This is a genomic window from Rheinheimera pleomorphica, from assembly GCF_011634895.1.
Classification (GTDB): domain Bacteria; phylum Pseudomonadota; class Gammaproteobacteria; order Enterobacterales; family Alteromonadaceae; genus Alishewanella; species Alishewanella pleomorphica.
Genome location: NZ_SIRR01000005.1, coordinates 142,376 through 161,151, shown reverse-complemented (window position 1 = coordinate 161,151; position 18,776 = coordinate 142,376). Strand labels below are relative to the sequence as shown.

20 protein-coding genes and 4 tRNA genes are annotated in these 18,776 nt (G+C 48.3%); 19 read left to right on the top strand and 5 right to left on the bottom strand.

What is annotated here, in order from left to right:
* Positions 1 to 65 precede the first annotated feature (65 nt).
* The 6 genes from truA to purF all read left to right on the top strand — a co-directional run bounded on the left by truA (position 66) and on the right by purF (position 5,829).
* Positions 66 to 851 carry a tRNA pseudouridine(38-40) synthase TruA gene (gene truA / locus EYB30_RS05695; RefSeq protein WP_166837949.1) on the top strand — a complete coding sequence of 262 codons (786 nt, stop codon included), beginning with the start codon at positions 66 to 68 and terminating at the stop codon, positions 849 to 851.
* Between the two features lie 140 nt (positions 852 to 991).
* Entirely contained in the window at positions 992 to 1,867 is an 876-nt protein-coding gene (accD, locus tag EYB30_RS05690; protein ID WP_166837948.1) for an acetyl-CoA carboxylase, carboxyltransferase subunit beta, read from the top strand.
* Between the two features lie 7 nt (positions 1,868 to 1,874).
* Positions 1,875 to 3,152 (top strand): bifunctional tetrahydrofolate synthase/dihydrofolate synthase, encoded by a 1,278-nt coding sequence (gene folC / locus EYB30_RS05685; RefSeq protein ID WP_166837947.1) that lies wholly within the window; start codon positions 1,875 to 1,877, stop codon positions 3,150 to 3,152.
* Positions 3,149 to 3,748: an SPOR domain-containing protein gene (locus EYB30_RS05680; RefSeq protein WP_166837946.1), complete on the top strand. Its 600-nt coding sequence runs from the start codon at positions 3,149 to 3,151 to the stop codon at positions 3,746 to 3,748. Before folC ends, EYB30_RS05680 begins: the two co-directional genes overlap by 4 nt.
* A 59-nt stretch (positions 3,749 to 3,807) precedes the next feature.
* On the top strand, positions 3,808 to 4,296 hold the full coding sequence (locus EYB30_RS05675) for a CvpA family protein (protein WP_166837945.1): 489 nt from the start codon (positions 3,808 to 3,810) through the stop codon (positions 4,294 to 4,296).
* A 21-nt stretch (positions 4,297 to 4,317) separates the two neighbouring features.
* Positions 4,318 to 5,829, top strand: a complete 1,512-nt coding sequence (gene purF, locus EYB30_RS05670; protein WP_166837944.1) for an amidophosphoribosyltransferase — start codon at positions 4,318 to 4,320, stop codon at positions 5,827 to 5,829.
* A 62-nt stretch (positions 5,830 to 5,891) separates the two neighbouring features.
* Here the strand turns inward: purF and EYB30_RS05665 are convergent, their stop codons facing one another.
* Positions 5,892 to 6,491 (bottom strand): Yip1 family protein, encoded by a 600-nt coding sequence (locus tag EYB30_RS05665; protein WP_166837943.1) that lies wholly within the window; start codon positions 6,489 to 6,491, stop codon positions 5,892 to 5,894.
* A gap of 185 nt (positions 6,492 to 6,676) precedes the next feature.
* Here EYB30_RS05665 and miaE point away from each other — a divergent pair, with 185 nt between their 5' ends.
* Entirely contained in the window at positions 6,677 to 7,447 is a 771-nt protein-coding gene (miaE, locus tag EYB30_RS05660; RefSeq protein WP_174978729.1) for a tRNA isopentenyl-2-thiomethyl-A-37 hydroxylase MiaE, read from the top strand.
* Between the two features lie 116 nt (positions 7,448 to 7,563).
* Positions 7,564 to 9,279 carry an esterase/lipase family protein gene (locus EYB30_RS05655; protein ID WP_166837942.1) on the top strand — a complete coding sequence of 572 codons (1,716 nt, stop codon included), beginning with the start codon at positions 7,564 to 7,566 and terminating at the stop codon, positions 9,277 to 9,279.
* 43 nt (positions 9,280 to 9,322) lie between these two features.
* On the opposite strand, the gene EYB30_RS05650 is transcribed toward EYB30_RS05655, so the two are convergent.
* Both EYB30_RS05650 and EYB30_RS05645 read right to left on the bottom strand, forming a co-directional pair.
* A complete protein-coding gene (locus tag EYB30_RS05650; protein ID WP_166837941.1) occupies positions 9,323 to 10,066 on the bottom strand; it encodes a UDP-2,3-diacylglucosamine diphosphatase in 744 nt (247 codons plus the stop codon).
* An 8-nt stretch (positions 10,067 to 10,074) separates the two neighbouring features.
* Positions 10,075 to 10,569, bottom strand: coding sequence for a peptidylprolyl isomerase (locus EYB30_RS05645; protein ID WP_166837940.1), 495 nt, complete (start codon positions 10,567 to 10,569; stop codon positions 10,075 to 10,077).
* Between the two features lie 180 nt (positions 10,570 to 10,749).
* Between EYB30_RS05645 and cysS the strand changes: the two genes are divergently transcribed.
* The 4 genes from cysS (at position 10,750) to EYB30_RS05625 (ending at position 14,773) form a co-directional block, all read left to right on the top strand.
* The gene (gene cysS / locus EYB30_RS05640) at positions 10,750 to 12,129 is read left to right on the top strand and encodes a cysteine--tRNA ligase (RefSeq protein WP_166837939.1); all 1,380 of its coding nucleotides are present in this window, start codon (positions 10,750 to 10,752) and stop codon (positions 12,127 to 12,129) included.
* A gap of 270 nt (positions 12,130 to 12,399) precedes the next feature.
* On the top strand, positions 12,400 to 13,398 hold the full coding sequence (locus EYB30_RS05635) for a DUF4062 domain-containing protein (protein ID WP_166837938.1): 999 nt from the start codon (positions 12,400 to 12,402) through the stop codon (positions 13,396 to 13,398).
* A gap of 394 nt (positions 13,399 to 13,792) precedes the next feature.
* Positions 13,793 to 14,293, top strand: coding sequence for a hypothetical protein (locus tag EYB30_RS05630; protein WP_166837937.1), 501 nt, complete (start codon positions 13,793 to 13,795; stop codon positions 14,291 to 14,293).
* Between the two features lie 135 nt (positions 14,294 to 14,428).
* Positions 14,429 to 14,773 (top strand): hypothetical protein, encoded by a 345-nt coding sequence (locus EYB30_RS05625; RefSeq protein WP_166837936.1) that lies wholly within the window; start codon positions 14,429 to 14,431, stop codon positions 14,771 to 14,773.
* Between the two features lie 402 nt (positions 14,774 to 15,175).
* Here the strand turns inward: EYB30_RS05625 and EYB30_RS05620 are convergent, their stop codons facing one another.
* A complete protein-coding gene (locus tag EYB30_RS05620) occupies positions 15,176 to 15,526 on the bottom strand; it encodes a DUF2147 domain-containing protein (RefSeq protein WP_166837935.1) in 351 nt (116 codons plus the stop codon).
* A 197-nt stretch (positions 15,527 to 15,723) separates the two neighbouring features.
* Between EYB30_RS05620 and EYB30_RS05615 the strand changes: the two genes are divergently transcribed.
* The gene (locus EYB30_RS05615; RefSeq protein WP_174978728.1) at positions 15,724 to 16,041 is read left to right on the top strand and encodes a type II toxin-antitoxin system RelE/ParE family toxin; all 318 of its coding nucleotides are present in this window, start codon (positions 15,724 to 15,726) and stop codon (positions 16,039 to 16,041) included.
* The gene (locus EYB30_RS05610; RefSeq protein ID WP_166837934.1) at positions 16,031 to 16,339 is read left to right on the top strand and encodes a helix-turn-helix domain-containing protein; all 309 of its coding nucleotides are present in this window, start codon (positions 16,031 to 16,033) and stop codon (positions 16,337 to 16,339) included. The genes EYB30_RS05615 and EYB30_RS05610 overlap by 11 nt, the downstream gene beginning before the upstream one ends.
* A gap of 46 nt (positions 16,340 to 16,385) precedes the next feature.
* On the opposite strand, the gene folD is transcribed toward EYB30_RS05610, so the two are convergent.
* Complete coding sequence (gene folD, locus EYB30_RS05605) at positions 16,386 to 17,246, bottom strand: bifunctional methylenetetrahydrofolate dehydrogenase/methenyltetrahydrofolate cyclohydrolase FolD (RefSeq protein ID WP_166837933.1); 861 nt, start codon at positions 17,244 to 17,246, stop codon at positions 16,386 to 16,388.
* A gap of 189 nt (positions 17,247 to 17,435) precedes the next feature.
* On the opposite strand from folD, the gene EYB30_RS05600 reads away from it, so the two are divergent.
* The 5 genes from EYB30_RS05600 to EYB30_RS05580 all read left to right on the top strand — a co-directional run bounded on the left by EYB30_RS05600 (position 17,436) and on the right by EYB30_RS05580 (position 18,650).
* Positions 17,436 to 17,512: transfer RNA gene (locus EYB30_RS05600), tRNA-Pro, on the top strand.
* Positions 17,513 to 17,570: 58 nt separating this feature from the next.
* Positions 17,571 to 17,647, top strand: a tRNA-Arg gene (locus tag EYB30_RS05595).
* 25 nt (positions 17,648 to 17,672) lie between these two features.
* Positions 17,673 to 17,748, top strand: a tRNA-His gene (locus EYB30_RS05590).
* A 21-nt stretch (positions 17,749 to 17,769) separates the two neighbouring features.
* Positions 17,770 to 17,846 (top strand) — tRNA-Pro (locus tag EYB30_RS05585).
* A gap of 303 nt (positions 17,847 to 18,149) precedes the next feature.
* Positions 18,150 to 18,650 carry a GNAT family N-acetyltransferase gene (locus EYB30_RS05580; protein WP_166837932.1) on the top strand — a complete coding sequence of 167 codons (501 nt, stop codon included), beginning with the start codon at positions 18,150 to 18,152 and terminating at the stop codon, positions 18,648 to 18,650.
* The last annotated feature ends 126 nt before the right edge of the window (positions 18,651 to 18,776 follow it).

Here is an 18,776-nt window from a genome sequence, read left to right as displayed (position 1 = left end):
GTAACAGCGCTGTACTAAGCACTGGCTTGCGTTATAATCGCCGCCGTTTAGTAAAAGGGGGCGGCATGCGCATTGCACTGGGGATTGAATACGACGGTTCAGCATTTTACGGCTGGCAGCGACAGCGTGAAGTGAATAGCGTACAACAAGAGCTGGAGACGGCGCTGAGTAAAGTGGCGAACCAGCCAATAGAGCTGTTTTGCGCCGGCCGCACTGATGCTGGCGTGCACGCGACCGGCCAGGTGGTGCATTTTGATACGTCGGCAGTACGTGACAGCAAAGCCTGGGTGATGGGCACGAATGCGCAATTGCCCGATGCCATAGCCGTGCGCTGGGCACAGCCGGTGCCGGATGACTTTCATGCCCGTTTCAGTGCCACGGCCAGGCGCTATCGCTATATTATTTATAACCACAAATACCGGCCGGCGATTTTACGCTCCGGTCTGAGCCACTATCACCAAAAGTTGGATATTTCACTGATGCAGCAAGCGGCTCCGCTGTTGCTGGGTGAGCAGGACTTTAGTTCATTCCGTGCCGTACAGTGCCAATCGAAAACACCCTTTCGCAATGTACAGCATTTAACCATTGAGCGGCGCGGCGACTACATTGTGTTGGATATTAAAGCGAATGCATTTTTACATCATATGGTGCGCAATATTACCGGCAGCCTGTTAGAAGTAGGCATGCAAAACCGCCCGCCACAGTGGATTGGCGACCTGTTGGCGGCAAAAAATCGTAACCTGGCTGCAGCGACGGCCAAGCCGGGTGGCTTGTATCTGGTGGATGTTGATTATCCGGCGCATTTTTCCTTGCCCAAACTTGCCGTAGGGCCGTTATTTTTGCCAGACTAAGCGGCACTACTAAGACCAGTTTTCTGTATTCGGCGCTGTAGGTTTTATGCTTTAATAGCGCCGGTTTACTGAATTTCGGCGTTTTTTAACGTTTTTACGCCATAGCAACTGCGCTGTGGTGTTAGCTATAGGACAAATTTATGAGTTGGCTAGAAAAGATCCTGCCCAGAACATCCTCTTCTTCCGCGCGTCGAAATATCCCGGAAGGTGTCTGGACTAAGTGCACCTCGTGCGAAGCGGTGCTATATAAAGCTGATTTGGATCGCAATCTGGGCGTCTGCCCTAAATGTGATCATCATATGCGGGTATCGGCCCGCGCCCGTCTGACCAACTTTTTGGACACCAATTCAACCAAAGAGCTGGCAGCTGAGCTGGAGCCACAGGATTTACTGAAATTTAAAGACAGTAAGCGCTACAAAGACCGCATCAGTGCTGCGCAAAAAGACACTAACGAAAAAGATGCCATGGTAGTGATGCACGGCAGCTTAAAAGGCATGCCGATTGTTGCGGCAGCCTTTGAGTTTGACTTTATGGGCGGCTCTATGGCCTCGGTCGTCGGGGCTAAATTTGTCGCAGGTGTCGAGCATGCGTTAAAACACAAAGTGCCTTTTGTCTGTTTCTCTGCCAGCGGCGGTGCCCGCATGCAGGAAGCGCTGTTTTCATTGATGCAAATGGCCAAAACCAGTGCGGCCCTGGCCAAAATGAGCGAAGCGGGGCTGCCGTATATTTCGGTATTAACCGATCCGACCATGGGCGGCGTGTCGGCAAGCTTAGCGATGTTAGGCGATGTCAATATTGGTGAGCCCAAGGCGCTGATCGGTTTTGCCGGCCCGCGGGTTATTGAACAAACCGTGCGGGAGAAATTGCCTGAAGGTTTCCAGCGCAGTGAATTCTTATTAGAGCATGGCGCTATCGATATGATTGTTGACCGGCGCAAAATGCGCGATACAATTGCGCGATTAGTCGCTAAGTTTATGCAGCTGCCTGCTCCGGTGTCGGAGCACGACGCCGCTTAAGGGTTTCATGTCAACTTCTCTGCCTGCCAGCCAATCGTGCCACAGCCTGGCCGATTGGCTGCGTTATATTGAGCAAAGCCATCCTGTCCATCAGATTGAACTCGGTCTTGAGCGTGTGCTGAACGTTGCAGCCCGCGCTGATTTGCAGCATCTGCCCGGTAAAACGGTACTGATTGGTGGTACCAATGGTAAAGGCACCACTGCGCGGGCATTAGAACAATTGTTGCTGGTGCAGGGTCACAGTGTTGGCGTATACAGTTCACCGCACCTGCTGGCCTTTAATGAGCGTTTGCGCCTCAATGGTGTTGATGTTGCCGATGCAGATTGGCTTGACGCCTTTGCGTTTATTGAACAGCTGCGCGGCGATACCGAGCTGACCTACTTTGAATTTACCACTTTAGTGGCTTTTCGTATCTTACAGCAGCAACAGGTTGACTATTGCCTGATAGAAGTTGGTCTTGGCGGCCGGCTTGATGCCACTAATATAGTGTCACCCGCTGTCAGTGTAATAACCACGGTAGATTTAGACCATCAGGACTGGTTGGGCAACGACAAAGAAAGTATTGGTTTTGAGAAAGCCGGTATTTTTCGCGCCGGCAAACCGGCCGTGATAGGCGAACTGGCGCCCCCGCAGTCGATGTTGCAGCAGGCGCAAAAACTTGGTTGCATTAAGGTGCAGGTGTGTCAGCAATACCAGTACACCGAGCAAGCGCATAGCTGGCAGTGGCAGGGGCAAACCGCCAGTTATAATGACTTGCCGGTACCGGCCATGCCGGTGCAAAACGCAGCTTGTGCTCTTGCTGTATTGGAGCAGTTAGACGCTTTACCGACCGCGGCACAACTGTGCAGTGTGTTGTCAACGCTGACATTGGCCGGGCGCATGCAGTGGTTGCAGCAACAACCCGCCGTGATTGTTGATGTGGCGCATAACCCGCAGTCAGCAGCCTATCTGGCGCGTTGCTTAACCCCCTTAAAACCCCGTTATCGGCGCGTAGTGGCCTTAGTCGGGATGCTAAAAGATAAGGATATTCAGCAAACTCTGTTACCCTTGACGCCATTGTTTGATCAATGGCATCTTGTGTCTCTGGCTGGGCCGCGTGGCGCATCGGCGCAGCAATTGGCTGAAAATCTCAACGGCGTTGGTACAGCGCTGCAGCTACACGACGACGTGCAGCAAGCTTACCAGCGTATCAGTACAGCCCTGAAGGCGGACGAGTTATTGGTTGTATTTGGTTCTTTTTTCACTGTGTCCGCCGTCTTGGCAGGGCAACAGGAGGCAAAGTGACACCGGCATTTAAGCATCGTTTACTGGGTAGTGCTATTTTGGTGATGGCAGGTATTATCTTTTTGCCAGATTTACTGGATGGCGAAAAACAAATTGTAAAAGATGATTTTAAAGTGATCCCTAACCGGCCTGAGTTTAAAGGTGTGCAGCAGCAACAGGTACTTGACCCACAGCAGTTTGAGCAGCTACAGGCAGAAGTTGCCGACCAGCCAGGCAATGAACAGGCGCTGGATCAAGCTGTAACGACGGAGCAACTGCCAGCGCAAAACTATGCTCAGGTCACCGCGCCGGTTCAAGCTGATACTGCCAATAAAGCGTTGAGCAACCCGGCACTGGCACAAGCCGGCTGGGTAGTTCGGGTTGGCAGCTTCAGTAAAGCGCAAAACGCCTCCGCGCTGGAGGCAAAGTTACGTCAGGAGGGGTTTGTTACCTTTACCCGGCAAATTACCAATAGTCAGGGGCTGAAATTGACCAGTGTATTGGTAGGGCCAGAGCTGCGTAAGCAACGGCTGGAGCAGCAGCTGCCGCGGCTAGAGCAACTTACCGGCATTGAGCGGTTAGCGGTGATGAGCTATCAGCCAACTGAAAATAATTAGCCAAGCAGCCGCCCAGTTTGATAGAATGCGCGCCGTCATCAAGCAACCTTTGGTAGCACATGGTTTGGGTTGATTTTGCCATCCTGGCAATTATAGCGTTATCGGCAGTGATAAGCCTGGTACGCGGCTTTGTCAAAGAAGCTATCTCTCTTGCGGTTTGGATCCTGGCGTTTTTTATTGCCAGCCAATATTATCCTCATCTTGCCAGCCTATTCAGTTCCATGCAGGACGAAACCCTGCGTAATGCGTCTGCTATCGCTATTCTGTTTATTTGCAGCCTTATCCTCGGCGCCCTGATTAATTTTGTGATTGGCAAGCTGGTGCAATCAACCGGCCTCTCCGGTACAGACCGTTTGTTGGGCTTAGTCTTCGGTGCGCTTCGTGGCGTGCTGGTAGTCAGTGCCATGTTATTTTTTATGGATGCGTTTACCCCGGCGGCAAGTGCTGTCTGGTGGCAGAGTTCAACCCTGATCCCCGAATTTGGTTTTATCATTGAATGGTTCTTCGATTATTTGCAGAGCCATTCCAGTTTTATGCAAAAGCCTTAACACTGGCGAGGAAGAAAATCCATGTGTGGTATTGTTGGAATTGTTGGGAAATATCCGGTTAATCAGGCACTGTATGATGGTTTAACAGTGCTGCAGCATCGAGGTCAGGATGCGGCCGGTATTGTTACCGTTGATAACAATACGCTGCGTCTGCGCAAAGCAAACGGCCTGGTAAAAGACGTTTTTGAAGCCAGACACATGCAACGTCTGGCTGGCAATATTGGTATTGGTCATGTGCGTTATCCTACCGCCGGCTCATCCAGTACAGCTGAAGCGCAGCCGTTTTACGTCAACAGCCCCTTTGGTATTGCGCTGGCGCATAACGGTAATCTAACTAACTCGCATACGCTGAAAGAGGAAATCTTCCGCGTCGCCCGTCGTCATGTTAATACCACCTCTGACTCGGAAGTGTTGTTAAACGTATTGGCGCATGAGCTGCACAACACCGGCGTGATGGAGCTGCAGGCCGAGCATATTTTTCGTGCCGTGGCCAATGTGCATCGCAAGGTAAAAGGCGGCTATGCGGTTGTTGCGCTGATTATTGGCCATGGTTTACTGGCGTTTCGCGATCCCAATGGCATCAGGCCGCTGGTCATGGGCAAACGTGAAACGGCGCTGGGTACTGAATATATGGTTGCCTCCGAAAGTGTGGCACTGGACGCTGACGGTTTTACCGTGCTGCGCGATGTGTCGCCAGGTGAGGCGGTGTATATTACTGAGCAGGGAGAATTACACAGCTTCCAATGCGCAGAGAACCCAAGCTACACGCCGTGTATTTTTGAATATGTTTATTTTGCCCGGCCAGATTCAACTATCGATAATATTTCGGTATATGCCTCAAGGGTTGCGATGGGCACTATGCTGGGGCAAAAAATTAAGCGTGAGTGGGCACATCTGGATATCGACGTGGTGATCCCCATTCCGGAGACCAGTAACGATGCGGCGCTGCAAATTGCCACTGTATTAGGTTTACCTTACCGTCAGGGCTATGTAAAAAACCGCTATATTGGCCGCACCTTTATTATGCCGGGCCAGGAAGCACGGAAAAAGTCGGTTAAACGTAAGCTCAACGCCATTAAGCAAGAGTTTAAAGATAAAAATGTGTTGCTGGTAGATGACTCTATAGTGCGTGGTACCACCTCACAGCAAATTATTGATATGGCCCGTGAAGCAGGGGCGAAGAAAGTCTACTTTGCCTCGGCTGCACCGGAAATTCGTTTCCCTAACGTCTATGGTATCGATATGCCTTCTGCCAATGAGCTGATTGCACATGGCCATGATGTTGATAGCATTTGCGATACCATCGGCGCTGATGGCTTAATTTTCCAGTCCTTACCTGATTTGATTGAAGCGGTGCGGCTGGAAAATCCGGAAATCAAACGTTTTGAAACCTCAGTATTTGATGGCAACTATGTGACCAACGATATTGATCAGGAATACCTGAACCGGTTGGATCAAATGCGCAGTGACGATGCTAAGGCTAAATCAGGTGCTGCTATGGCAACTAATCTGGAAACCTATAACGAAGGTTAAGCCACAAGCAGTGAGACATAAAAAAGGGAGCATGGCGCTCCCTTTTTTCATGGTGCCCTCTGCTAATGAGTAAAGGTGGGGCCGAAGCCCGAACTCCATAATATTGCGGTGGCTGTTAAGATACACACCAGCAATACCAGGCCGCAGGTTACCACGGAGCTGGCGTATATAAAGCCGCGCTCTTCAGGTATGTGCATCAGTATTGGCACTCCGACATATAACAAGTACACCGAGTAGGTCAGGCCAATTAAACCCACAGTCATTACCACCCACAGCTCAGGATACAACCCGGCAAAGCCCACCATAAACAGCGGCGTAGAGGTATAAGCTGCCAATTCCAGTGTTTGGGTATAGGTGGGTTCAGCACCGAAGGTGTGCGCCATCCAGTGCGCCAGTAATGCCAGGGCGAAGACCCCGGCAATTAATGCAATATACATAGCGATAGACAGCATTAATGCGCTGTCATGCGTCAGCATAATGCGATCGCCAACGCCGATACTCCAGCCTAAATGCACCGCAGAATAGTAAGCGCATACTGACGGGATTAACGCCACCAGTAATATATGGATCAGGCTGTATCTGAAACTTTCATGTCTTGCATCTATGGTATGCCATTCTTCTTTCGGATGTGCATACAGTCCCCATAAGTGATTCAATATCATAATTATTATCCTTGTCACTACGTCTGAACTACCGGGTTATGCTGTCATAACCGTTATATCAGTTATGGCCAATATAATGCGCTTCGTCAAGCTATCTGAATAAAATTTGAACATGGTAACGGTGTTTGGTTCCGCCAGCGGCTTCCGGTATAATTCGCCGCACTTTAGTACAACAAAGCCATAGCATGTTAAACGCAGAAATCAGTCAGTTATTACAGCCAGTACAACAGTTTTTAGCCTGTGAAACCCCCGACAGCTGGCTAAACCGCGCCGCCCGCGCCGAAAGCTTACCGGTACTGCTACTTGATCATCTGATTTGCGAATTAAAAGCTGCCCAGAGTGCCATGTATCTGATCCGTCGTTATGCGGTAGATGAACAAAGTGGTGAAGCCTTATTGCAGTGGCTTAAGCCATACGAAGACTTTACCTACCGTGAGCAGGGCGATTGGCGGGCACTGGCAGGTCTGAGCCTGAAAAAGTCGATGCTTCCCAAGGCTAACAGCAAATATGCTCAGGATCTGATAGACAAAATGGTGCTGCTGATCAAAGAAGAGCTGCATCATTTTTATCAGGTGCTGGAGATGATGGCGGCCTGTGATATTGAATACCAAAAAATCAGCTCCAGCCGCTATGCTAAAGGCTTGCTGCGTCATGTGCGTACTTTCGAGCCGGCAGCGATGGTAGATAAACTGATTTGCGGCGCTTTTATTGAAGCCCGCTCCTGTGAGCGCTTTGCCAAACTGGCACCATTGTTAGAGCCGCGTATCGGCAGTTTTTATTTGTCATTGCTACGCTCAGAAGCCCGGCATTATCAGGATTATCTAAGCTTAGCCCGTGACATAGCGGCAGAGGATTTGAGTGAACGTATCGCTTTTTTTGCTGCTGTTGAGGCTGAGCTGATTAGCACCGCCGATAGCGATTTTAAATTTCACAGCGGTGCGCCAGTCGAAAGTTAACTATGGCTGCAGCCGCTACCTCTGTTTGCGCGGCGCGATTATTTTCGCGCTACTGGCTTACTGCTATGCTGTTAGTTGCCTTGAATAGAAGTGGTTTTTAGTCAGCCGGAGAGCACATGTCGCAACTAAGCGCCAGAATGTGGCGAGGCCTGGCCTGGGTAACGCTGCTCGTTTTGTGCCAGGCCTGTAGCTCAGGTAAATACATTTACTGGGAAAATACCGCACCGGCGCACAGTGAAGCCGTAAATGGTTTTTTGGCTTATCAGTATATTGGCTTAAATCAGGTTGCGGATGAAGCAGTGGCCGACTACTGCCTGCAGCTTACGGCCCAGCGTTCGCCGGGGTATCAGTTGTTTCTGTTGCAGTTAAGCTGTGCCGAGCGCTGGCTGGCACTGCCACTAACCGGTGAGCAGCGTCAACAGGCCATAGGCTACTACAATAGGGCGTTAATGCCGTTGGTTAGAGCTGCTATCTCCGGGCAGGATACCAGGCCGCTAAATTTACAGCTTAAGCTACAGGTCGACAGCGATGAAAGTGGCCTAGCATTCGAACAGTTTTTTCTGACCGCTGATCTACAAGTCTATGACCCTTTTATGTCGCGCCAGCAGGACAATGGCTTAGGCATTACTGTGGTGGGGCAGCGTGAAAATACCGGCGCTGAACAGGACCGTTATTTTCCACCGGAGGGCATTTTCCGCCCACTTACGGTGATGCCGGTCAAGTTGGATTTTAGCAACCCGGTATTACCGGTACTGACATTACGCGGCGTTTATATGCAACAGCCGCAACAGTGGCCGTTTGGCCAGCAGCAGTATGCGCTGAACTACGATCCGGCGTCGGCCTATTTGTGTTTGGTAGAAGCGGCGGTGGCCGATCAACTTGAAACAACCGGCCTGTTTAATGCTGACAAAGTAGAAGATAAGCTGGGGATCTATGCCATAGAGCCGCTGAGCAAAGATAAAATTCCGCTACTGATGATCCACGGTTTAAATTCCAGCCCGTTAATATGGCGCCGCTTAAGCTGGGCGATATTTTCCAATCCTCAGTTGTCTGCGCGCTATCAGGTATGGCATGCGTTTTACCCATCCGGTCCGCCGCCGTTTTTTAATGCCATGCGCTTAAGAAAACTTACAGATGCGCTGTTGCAGCATATTTCGCCGGATCTGCAAGCAGTAGCTGCCAATAATATGGTAATCGTAGGACATAGTATGGGCGGCATTATCAGCAAAACCTATGTGCAAAACAGCGGTAACGCCTTATGGGATACTACGTTTTACCGGCCACCCGCTGAATTGCCGGTCGATGACGACACCCGGCACACCTTAGAAGATATTTTTATCTTTACTGCCAAACCCTATGTTAAAGCAGTGGTGTTTATTGATACGCCGCATCGTGGTGCTGCTACTGCCGATGGCTGGATTGGCCGTTTAGCCTCAGCCATGATTACGCTGCCGCAAACCATGAAAAACGTGTTTAACCAAATGTGGTTGGCGCTAACTAAAGAAGATATTAAGCCTGCTATGCGCGGCTTTATGCGTGGCTTTGGCCCCAACAGTGTGGATGTGTTATCGCCAAAGCACCCATTAGTGCAACAGCTGAGCCAGCTACCGCTGCAGGTGCCGGTCTATTCGGTGATTGGTAATAATGATCCGTTGCGCTGCCGCAGTGCCAGCAGCTGTAAAACCTTACATGATAGTGTAGTGCCGTATCACAGCGCCCATCTGCAGGCAGCACAGGCTGAGGTAGTTGTGCCATCACAGCACAACTCTTATCAGTCACCAGAAGCTATAGCGTTTATTACGGCTATTCTGCGTCAAGCACCACAGCATTAATAAAAAGGTTGTTTTATGCGCACAGCCGGTGTCGAAGCTGTGGTTATAACCCGGCAAAATACAGTTGCCACTGGCTGGCACTCACTTTTAAATAACTGCTTTGGGTATACCAGTCGCCCAGTACATAGCGCTCGGCAGCTTTGCCATTTACGTGTAACTGATGCACAGCAGGGCGGTGGGTATGGCCGTGAATAAGTTTCAGCACGCCGGCTTCAGCCATCACTTTGGGCACTTCGTCCGGTGTTACGTCCATGATCTGCCCCTGCGCCTGTGCCAGATATTGCTGCTTATGGCGGGCACTTTTGCGACGGGCTTTACGCGCCAGGTGCTGACGATACCACAGCGGGGTATGCAGCATTAGCCACTGCCACCAGGGTTGGTTCCACCATTTACGGAATTTCTGATAGGCAATATCCAGTGTGCACAGGCTGTCGCCATGCATAATTAGCGTAGAGCGGCCATATAAATCAACTACCTGCAATGGCGGCAGCAAGGTCATGCCGCAACGATTGGCATAATCTTGTCGCAGAAAAAAATCGCGGTTGCCATGAATAAAATACAAGGCAACACCAGCGTCGCTAACGGCTTTTAACGCACCGGCAACCTCAGCCAGTAAAGGCTCTGGGTTATCGTCACCTATCCAGACTTCAAACAGATCGCCGAGTATATACAGGGCTTCAGCCTGTACGGCAGTGTCGCGCAAAAAGCGTAAAAAGGCGGCAGTGATGTCAGGCCGATCTGCAGCGAGGTGCAGATCGGCAATAAACAACGTGTGGGCTTCAGCCATTACAGCGCTTAGGCGTGCAGTTCAGCTTTTTCGATAATAACCGGTTTTACCGGTACATCACTGTGGCCGGCGTGGTTACCGGTCGCTACTTTTTTAATGCTGTCTATTACGTCCATACCTTCAACCACTTCGCCAAACACGCAATAGCCCCAGCCAGAGCCGGTTTCAGAGCTGAAGTTTAAAAAGTCGTTGTCAGCCACGTTGATAAAAAACTGGCAGGTAGCGGAGTGTGGGTCGTTAGTGCGCGCCATGGCAATAGTACCTTTTTTATTCGGCACCTTGTTGTTCGCTTCGTTTTTAATTTTGCCTTTGGTATCTTTTTGCTGCATGTCTGGGGTAAAGCCACCGCCCTGGATCATAAAACCATTAATCACGCGGTGAAAAATGGTGTTGTCATAAAAACCGTCTTTCACATAACTGATAAAATTTTCCACCGTAGCAGGGGCTTTGTCGGCAAACAGGTTTAATTTAATTACGCCGTAGTTAGTGTGTAAGCTAATCATAATAAGGTGTCCTTAGTTCAAAGTGCGCTCATTCTACCGTACGCAGAGCAAATCATAAAGCAAGGATAGCCGCGTTACAGCACCGGTGATACACTAGCGCGCTGGTGCAGCTGCTGCACTTATTTCAGCTTTCAGCCTTTTCAGGTGAGTGTTTTTTAGTCAAAGGACGTCGGGGAAGACATGTTACATATCTACAATACCTTAAGCAGAAAAAAAGAACTGTTCACACCAATAACACCCGGTAAAGCAGGGCTCTATGTCTGCGGTATTACGATTTACGATTATTGTCATGTCGGCCACGCCCGCACCTATGTTGCCTTTGACGTGATAAACCGTTATTTACGCTTTTTAGGCTATGACGTGACCTATGTGCGTAATATTACCGACGTTGACGACAAAATTATTAAGCGCGCCGCCGAAAACAACGAAAGCTGCGACGCCCTGACCGAGCGCTTTACCCAAGCCATGCACGCCGATTTTACCGCTTTGGGCTTACTGCCGGCGGATATCGAGCCACGGGTAACCACGCATATGGCCGAAATTATCCGGATGATTGAGCAGTTGATTGCCAAGGGCTATGCCTATGTGGCCAAAGATGGCGATGTATTGTTTGATGTCAGTAAATATGAAGCCTACGGCGAGCTTAGCCAGCAAAATCTGGAGATGCTGCAGTCCGGCTCACGGGTAGAGGTCGCCGATAACAAAGACGACCCGCTGGACTTTGTACTGTGGAAAGCCGCCAAGCCGGGCGAGCCGTTCTGGCAATCGCCGTGGGGCAATGGCCGCCCAGGCTGGCATATTGAGTGTTCCGCCATGAGTGCCAAGCATTTAGGCGAGCATTTTGATATTCACGGCGGCGGTTCAGACTTACAGTTCCCGCACCACGAGAACGAAATTGCCCAGTCAACCTGTGCCCACGGCCACAAGTACGTCAACACTTGGATACACACCGGTATGGTGCAGGTAGATAAAGAAAAGATGTCTAAATCACTGGGCAATTTCTTTACGGTAAAAGACGTGCTGGCGCAGTACAACGCTGAAGCAGTGCGTTACTTCCTGTTATCCAGCCATTACCGCAGCCAGCTGAACTATTCCGCGGAAAACCTGCAGCAGGCGCATGCGGCGTTGGGCCGCTTATACACCGCGCTGCGTAATGTCACGCCAAGCCACAGTATTGATTTAAACAGCCCGTACATAGTGCGCTTTAAAGCGGCGATGGATGACGATTTCAACACTCCGGAAGCCTTACCGGTATTGTTTGAACTGGCGCGTGAAGTAAACCGCTTTAAAGAAACTGACCCCGCCAAGGCTGCCGAGCTGGCTGGTGTATTAAACTTATTAGCTGGCGTGCTGGGCTTACTGCAGGGCGATGCCGAGGCCTTCTTACAATCAGGCGCATCGGATGATGATGTCGCCGAAATAGAAGCGCTGATCGCTCAGCGTAACACCGCCCGCGCCAACAAAGACTGGGCAGCCGCAGACGCCGCCCGCGATGCGTTAACGGCAAAAGGTATTATCGTAGAAGATAAAAACGGCGTAACCAGCTGGCGTAAAGGCTGATTTAGTAACCCTAATGAAAAAACCGCCTGTTGGCGGTTTTTTTATGCGCGAAAGTTGCAGCAGGCAGGGCCCAACAAGTTAGCGGATATTTCCCTGAAATAGGCTGTACCTATAAGTCGTTGTAAGTCTTATAGAAGCGGTGTAATGTACAAGGTATTCTATTGCCAGACTAATTTTCCGCTGCGCTCCAAACTAACCGCAAATACGGGCATTAGGCTATCGTAGAGATATTGATAACAACTATAGTTCGTTGAATTAGATAGGAATTTTATGGATAAGCGTTATCAAGTTTTTGTTAGTTCAACTTATGTAGATCTACAAAAAGAAAGGCAAAGTGTCTTGCAAACGTTAATGGAGATGGATTGTATCCCTGCTGGAATGGAATTGTTTCCAGCTGCTGATGAAGAACAGTGGGAATTTATCAAGCGAGTGATTGATGACTGTGATTATTACTTGCTAATAGTTGGGGGACGTTATGGTTCTACAGCAGATGATGGACTCAGCTATACGGAAAAAGAGTTTGATTATGCGGTCAGTAAAGGCATCAAGGTAATAGCTTTATTGCACAAATCACCAGATGAATTACCAAGGTCAAAATCAGAAACAGAAGAAGCCAAATACAAAAAGCTACAGAGTTTTCGAGATAAAGTAAGCACTGGTCGATTAGTTCGTTACTGGTGTAATCCAGAGCAGTTGCCAGGTGAGGTCTCTCTTAGCTTAAACAAGACTATTAAGATGTTTCCTGCTATAGGTTGGGTTCGCGCTGATTCAACGGCTTCGCCTGAATTGTTAGCTGAAATAAACGAATTAAGAAAAGAGAATAACAATTTAAAATTTCAACTAAACGAAAATAACGCCTTGCCACTCAAAATATCTTCAGCTGAGTTAGCCGATCTCAATACCAAAATAATGCTTAAAGGCAATTATAGTATGTATGCCCGTAGCATGAATCACCAAACCATACATACGAAGTGGTCTAAAGAAACCACATGGGCAGAGCTTTTTGGCACTATTTCGCCTTTCTTAGTTGATAAGCCTTATGAAACCTCAATTAGTGAGTTTATAGCGTCACACTATAGTGGCGTTGATACGAACGATTACAATGTAAGCAGTTTGGTTGTCGATATTCAGGTTTTATTTACTATTCGGATACAGCTTGTAGCGCTAAATTTAATCTCGGTAAAAAGCGATGAAAACGTGTCTAAATGGGAGTTAACAGATGCTGGAAACAAAAAAATGCTGGAGTCTAGAGTCGTGAGGGCAAGTTAAGAATAATTGCGGCCAGATAAAAACTAAATAGACTGAGTAAAACCATTAGATTAAAACCGGTCTTCAGGCCGCGTTAGCGGCCAGTGTTTTGTCCACCAGCAAGATTGACTGCTTCATCTGCAATCATGCTTATCAGGCGATAACCTGTAAATATATGCATAAATGGTAAAAGGCTTTAGTTGCAGCAGTTAACTCTTGGCTAGTTGGCTGATATTCCTCTGAAATATGCTGTAATTGTGGTCAACACAAGCTGTACCTATAAGTGATTGTAAGTTGAAAAGAATCGGTGTAATGTTTATTACATTAAATTGATAAAGCAGGATAGTTAGCATTTAAATACGGTTTTTCCGCCGGATAAATGTTATGTGCTCAGGCCGTTGTCAGAGGAACTTGAATGTCAGTAACTTTGGTTGACCCATTATCAGAAGTTTCAAGAAAAGAACGACGGATGCTGCTCGGCCTTAGTATGTTGTCTTTGTTTTTCACGCATGGTGGAGCACTACCAACAAAGTTCACTGCCCTTGGTGTTGAGCTTGGCACCGGAGAACAGCGTACGTTTCTTTTTATAATTGCAGTAGGGCTATTGTATTTTCTATCAGCCTTTTTCTTGTATTCAATGTCGGACTTCATAGTTTGGAGAAAGAAGATGACGGAGGAATACATTAAAGAATCTAGGGGAATGATCCAAAGCTATATGTACGACAATTCCCCACAAAACCAATATGACGCGGAAGTGCAATTTGAAGAAGAGAAAGCTTGGCGAAAATACCAAATATGGAGTCGGTTAACGAAGCCAATGTCACTCTTAAGGGCGATATTCGAGTTCATGCTGCCGATTATCGTAGCGATCTATTCGATAGCGAATGTATTGACTCATGCGTATTCAGAGACATAACAAAAGGCTGTTGTCGCTCCTTCTGGGCCGGTGCGGCCAATGTGGCTATAAGCCCACCTCAAAGTCGAACATGCGGCGGACTGAGGTTGTCGTCTATTTCGTTGGGCTATTTCTTGCTATATCTAAGGAAAAATTATGAAGTTACCGTACTTTAAAATCAAAGATGCTTTTAACGAAGCCAAGGATAGTTTTTCTTATGGAAGTGGAACTGACAAATTTTCATCCACTGCAAAATTGTTAGGGAAATCAGTTGCCAATATTGGGATGCTGGCTGTTGAGATTGGTGCTGAAGCAGTGAAAAATTTACCAGAAGCGACTGGAAAAAAAGCCCAAGAGCTTCTTGATAAAAATTCCGATTCAATGTCAGAAGAACAGATTGAAAAAGCCAGGCGAGCAGTAGAGCTTGGAAAAGAAGGGAAAGAGCGTCGCATTAAAAAAGAGCGGGAAGATCGGGTGAAAGAGCGTCAGCAAGAATCCTGAGTTCGTAAGTCTCGTTTCTTGGTGAGATAGATTAAGTCCGATTTCTAAGTGGGTTTTAAAACAAGTGTCAGTTGTGACGAAAACTAATAAAGTTTTTTTTATCATTCAAAGTAATAAGGATAAAAGTTATGTCAGGAAAAATCACTTTGCCTCACAAGTGCCCTAAATGTGGAGTAGTAGCTAAAACAGAGCAGGAGCTAGATAAAATTTTTGGTTATAGAACCAAAGATGGTGGTGTTACTAACCAGAGTCAGTGTAAAAAGTGCAGGTGAAAGCCTAACACATACTATCCTTCTCGGATTAAATAGGTAAAACAGCTGTTCTGGCCGCGTTAGCGGCCAGTCTGTTGTCAATCAGCAAGATATACTGCTTTATCTGTCATTATGATTAACTGACTATTTATCAGCGATTTAAGATGTATTTCCCTATCGGAGTAGCAACTTCTAAACGATGAGTGGCTTCACTGAGTATTTGCCAGGTAATTTGTTCATCATCCGCAATTAGCGTAAGCACTTTGTCTTGCCTGGTGTAGGGGTACTGCCGGTTGCCATAGCCCTTAATAACCTCTGTTATCGTATCCGCATTTATATCAACAAAATTACCGGCTTCCAGTTGATTGACACTGCCATCATCATAAACCACTTCTGTCATCACCCAGCGGCCGAAAATATCATCACTTTCACTGGCATTACTGCAAGAGGACAAGACTAAAGCGAATAGGGTTAGTGCAAGCATATTCTTTATTTTTGCCATAGATTTATACATAACCTGCAGTAGTAAGGACGCTTTGCTGCCACTTTAGTGTTGGCAAAAATTATTGAAATCATATATATAAATTATCTATTTATAAACAAATAATTATCAATTTGGCTTGTCACTGGTGATTGGGTTGTAAACATACAGCGGCACGCCAACTTGAATTTTATACTCCTTTGGCGTATGGTGCGCTTATGCTGACAATCATTGAATCACCGCTATTTACCAAGTTGTGGCCTGATTATTGGACTGAAGAAGAACGAGCCGAATTTGCCGCTTTTTTAGCTGCCAGCCCTGAAGCGGGTGACGTGATACCAGGCTCCGGCGGTTGCAGAAAGATCCGCTGGTCGCGCTCAGGAGCAGGAAAACGCGCCGGAGTCAGAGTGATTTACACGACTCGACTTAAAAACGGGGCTTTGGTGTTGTTAGTTATTTACGCCAAGAGTGCGCAGGAGAATATCCCTGCTCACTTGCTAAAACAAATAGCACAGGAGATGGGCAATGCCGATTGATGAAAAAGAGCTGCTGAAAAGAGATGCTGGCCGCAACATTGGCGAAGAACTGCTGTTGGCGATCCGTGATGTTAAGGCTGGCAGAGTTGGCCAAAGCTATGCTGTTGAGCCCAATGAAATTATTGCCACGCGGTTAAAGTGTGGCTTGTCACAAACGCAATTTGCTAAGGCATTGCATATTTCACCGCGCACATTACAGCAGTGGGAGCAAGGGCGGCGTCAGCCGTCAGGTGCGGCTGAAACTTTGCTGAAAATTGTGTCGAAATACCCAGAAATTCTAGAAGAAGTAATGGCTTGATGTCTGGCCCGGCAGCGGCTACTGCAATTGCCGCTGCCAGTCAGCTTTAGTATTTATCGTGATACAGCTCGCAGGCTTCCAGTGTGTTTTCTATTAAACTGGCAACGGTCATCGGGCCTACACCGCCGGGTACCGGGGTGATATAGCGTGCATGTTTTACTGCTGTGCCGTATTCGACATCGCCGACCAGCTTGCCACTGTCCAGCCGGTTAATGCCGACATCTATTACCAGCGCGCCGGGTTTTACCCAGTCACCGGGAATAAACTCTGGCCGGCCTACGGCAACAACTAATAAATCGGCGCGGCGTACCTGGGCTTCCAGGTTGCGGGTAAATTTATGACACACTGTCGTGGTGCAGCCTGCCAGTAGCAGTTCAAGTGCCATCGGCCGACCAACAATATTAGAGGCGCCTACGACCACGGCATCCATGCCTTTTACGTTAACACCGGTGCTTTGCAGCAGGGTCATAATGCCTTTAGGCGTGCACGAGCGCAGGGCTGGCATGCGCTGGGCTAAACGGCCGATATTGTACGGGTGAAAGCCGTCGACGTCTTTGTGCGGGTTTATCCGCTCTAAAATGGCTGAAGCATCCAGACCAGCCGGTAACGGCAGTTGCACTAAGATACCGTCGACGGTGTTGTCGTTATTCAGTTTATCAATTAACTCAATCAGCTGTTGTTCAGAGGTGTCAGAGGGCAGGTCGTAGGAGACTGAATGAAAACCTACTTCTTCACAGGCTTTGCGCTTACTGCCAACGTATACCTGAGATGCCGGGTCTACGCCCACCAGCACAACGGCCAGCCCCGGCGCTCTTTTACCTGCAGCAACCCGGGCGCGAACCTGAGCGGCGACTTTGTCTTTTGTTGCCTGGGCAACGGCTTTGCCATCGATAATTTGTGCTGTCATCTGCTTACGTCTCTGCCATGATTTTACTGCGGCATATTTTCGCACAGCTACCCGCTGAACGCCATCCTGCAGTGCCCGCTGTGTAATGGGTTCAAATAATAGGCAATCGGTTGAATTGTGCAAAAAAAGGTTTGACGCTATAGCGGCTCAGCTGTAATATTCCGCCCCGTTGCAGCAGTGCAGCAAAGTCGGTGATTGGCGCAGCTTGGTAGCGCACTTGGTTTGGGTCCAAGGGGTCGCAGGTTCAAATCCTGCATCACCGACCATCTTTCTGACAGCATATAATCTGCGTTCAGAAAACAGCTTGGTAGGGCTTTCGATTTTGCGCCCGTAGCTCAGTTGGATAGAGCAACGGCCTTCTAAGCCGTGGGTCATAGGTTCGAATCCTATCGGGCGCGCCATAACAAGCGCAGTATAGTTTCAGTGGTGGTTGTAGCTCAGTTGGTAGAGCCCCGGATTGTGATTCCGGTTGTCGTGGGTTCGAGCCCCATCATCCACCCCATCTCATTTGCTTCAAAACAGTCGGTGATTGGCGCAGCTTGGTAGCGCACTTGGTTTGGGTCCAAGGGGTCGCAGGTTCAAATCCTGCATCACCGACCATTTTCCCACAATTTAAAGCAAGACAGCGCACTTGGTTTGGGTACTCTCAACCCCACGGGTCGCAGGTTCAAATCCTGCATCACCGACCATTCTCCCACAATTTAAAGCAAGACAGCGCACTTGGTTTGGATACTCTTAATCCCACGTGTCGCAGGTCCAAATTCTGTATCACCAGCTATTTTTCCTTGTTAAAGCCTGCGTTTTAGCACATATCAATTACTTAAATTTAACAAAAATCCTATTTCCTCCATCATATTGCCTGAGGTATGCTGCAAATAAACCAGCAAATTAAGGACAATTATTTTGGTTATCGCTGAAACGCCGCGTTTGTGTATCCGCCATCTTACTGCTGCGGACGCTGCTTTTACCTGCCAGTTGCTGAATGATCCAGCCTTTATTGCGCATATTGCGGATAGAGGGGTGCGCACTGAACTTGATGCTATGCATTATTTGGCTGAAGGCCCCATTAAAAGCTATCAGCAGCATGGCTATGGCCTGTTTTTGGTTGAAGACAACGCTAATCATATCCCGCTGGGATTCTGTGGCCTGCTGTACCGCGATTTTTTGCAGGAAACGGATATCGGTTTTGCCTTTATGCCGCAGTTTCGTGGCCAGGGCTATGCTTATGAGGCGGCAGCCGCTGTAATGCATTTTGGTTACGGCAAACTCAAGCTTAAGCGCATTGTCGGTTTGACGTCGGCCGGTAATATGGCATCAGTAAAAATTTTGCAGCGCCTGGGGCTACGCTTCGAAAAGATGGTGCAAATGCAGCCCTCTGCCGAGTATGTTCAGCTATACGCCTGAGCTCAGCGGATAAAAATGTAATTAAATTACATTTTTATCCGCTTTTGTAACTGCAATGAGTTGTTATGGTGGGTATTTCCTGTGTTTATAGTTTATATTAATCATTGTCTTACGTTTGGTTTGGCG

What these genes read in the sequence shown, in the direction of transcription:
- truA (WP_166837949.1), top strand. Translation starts at nt 66, where the DNA reads ATGCGCATTGCACTGGGGATTGAATACGACGGTTCAGCATTTTACGGC.
- accD (WP_166837948.1), top strand. Translation starts at nt 992, where the DNA reads ATGAGTTGGCTAGAAAAGATCCTGCCCAGAACATCCTCTTCTTCCGCG.
- folC (WP_166837947.1), top strand. Translation starts at nt 1,875, where the DNA reads ATGTCAACTTCTCTGCCTGCCAGCCAATCGTGCCACAGCCTGGCCGAT.
- EYB30_RS05675 (WP_166837945.1), top strand. Translation starts at nt 3,808, where the DNA reads ATGGTTTGGGTTGATTTTGCCATCCTGGCAATTATAGCGTTATCGGCA.
- purF (WP_166837944.1), top strand. Translation starts at nt 4,318, where the DNA reads ATGTGTGGTATTGTTGGAATTGTTGGGAAATATCCGGTTAATCAGGCA.
- EYB30_RS05665 (WP_166837943.1), bottom strand. Translation starts at nt 6,491, where the DNA reads ATGATATTGAATCACTTATGGGGACTGTATGCACATCCGAAAGAAGAA.
- miaE (WP_174978729.1), top strand. Translation starts at nt 6,677, where the DNA reads ATGTTAAACGCAGAAATCAGTCAGTTATTACAGCCAGTACAACAGTTT.
- EYB30_RS05655 (WP_166837942.1), top strand. Translation starts at nt 7,564, where the DNA reads ATGTCGCAACTAAGCGCCAGAATGTGGCGAGGCCTGGCCTGGGTAACG.
- EYB30_RS05650 (WP_166837941.1), bottom strand. Translation starts at nt 10,066, where the DNA reads ATGGCTGAAGCCCACACGTTGTTTATTGCCGATCTGCACCTCGCTGCA.
- EYB30_RS05645 (WP_166837940.1), bottom strand. Translation starts at nt 10,569, where the DNA reads ATGATTAGCTTACACACTAACTACGGCGTAATTAAATTAAACCTGTTT.
- cysS (WP_166837939.1), top strand. Translation starts at nt 10,750, where the DNA reads ATGTTACATATCTACAATACCTTAAGCAGAAAAAAAGAACTGTTCACA.
- EYB30_RS05635 (WP_166837938.1), top strand. Translation starts at nt 12,400, where the DNA reads ATGGATAAGCGTTATCAAGTTTTTGTTAGTTCAACTTATGTAGATCTA.
- EYB30_RS05630 (WP_166837937.1), top strand. Translation starts at nt 13,793, where the DNA reads ATGTCAGTAACTTTGGTTGACCCATTATCAGAAGTTTCAAGAAAAGAA.
- EYB30_RS05625 (WP_166837936.1), top strand. Translation starts at nt 14,429, where the DNA reads ATGAAGTTACCGTACTTTAAAATCAAAGATGCTTTTAACGAAGCCAAG.
- EYB30_RS05620 (WP_166837935.1), bottom strand. Translation starts at nt 15,526, where the DNA reads ATGGCAAAAATAAAGAATATGCTTGCACTAACCCTATTCGCTTTAGTC.
- EYB30_RS05615 (WP_174978728.1), top strand. Translation starts at nt 15,724, where the DNA reads ATGCTGACAATCATTGAATCACCGCTATTTACCAAGTTGTGGCCTGAT.
- EYB30_RS05610 (WP_166837934.1), top strand. Translation starts at nt 16,031, where the DNA reads ATGCCGATTGATGAAAAAGAGCTGCTGAAAAGAGATGCTGGCCGCAAC.
- folD (WP_166837933.1), bottom strand. Translation starts at nt 17,246, where the DNA reads ATGACAGCACAAATTATCGATGGCAAAGCCGTTGCCCAGGCAACAAAA.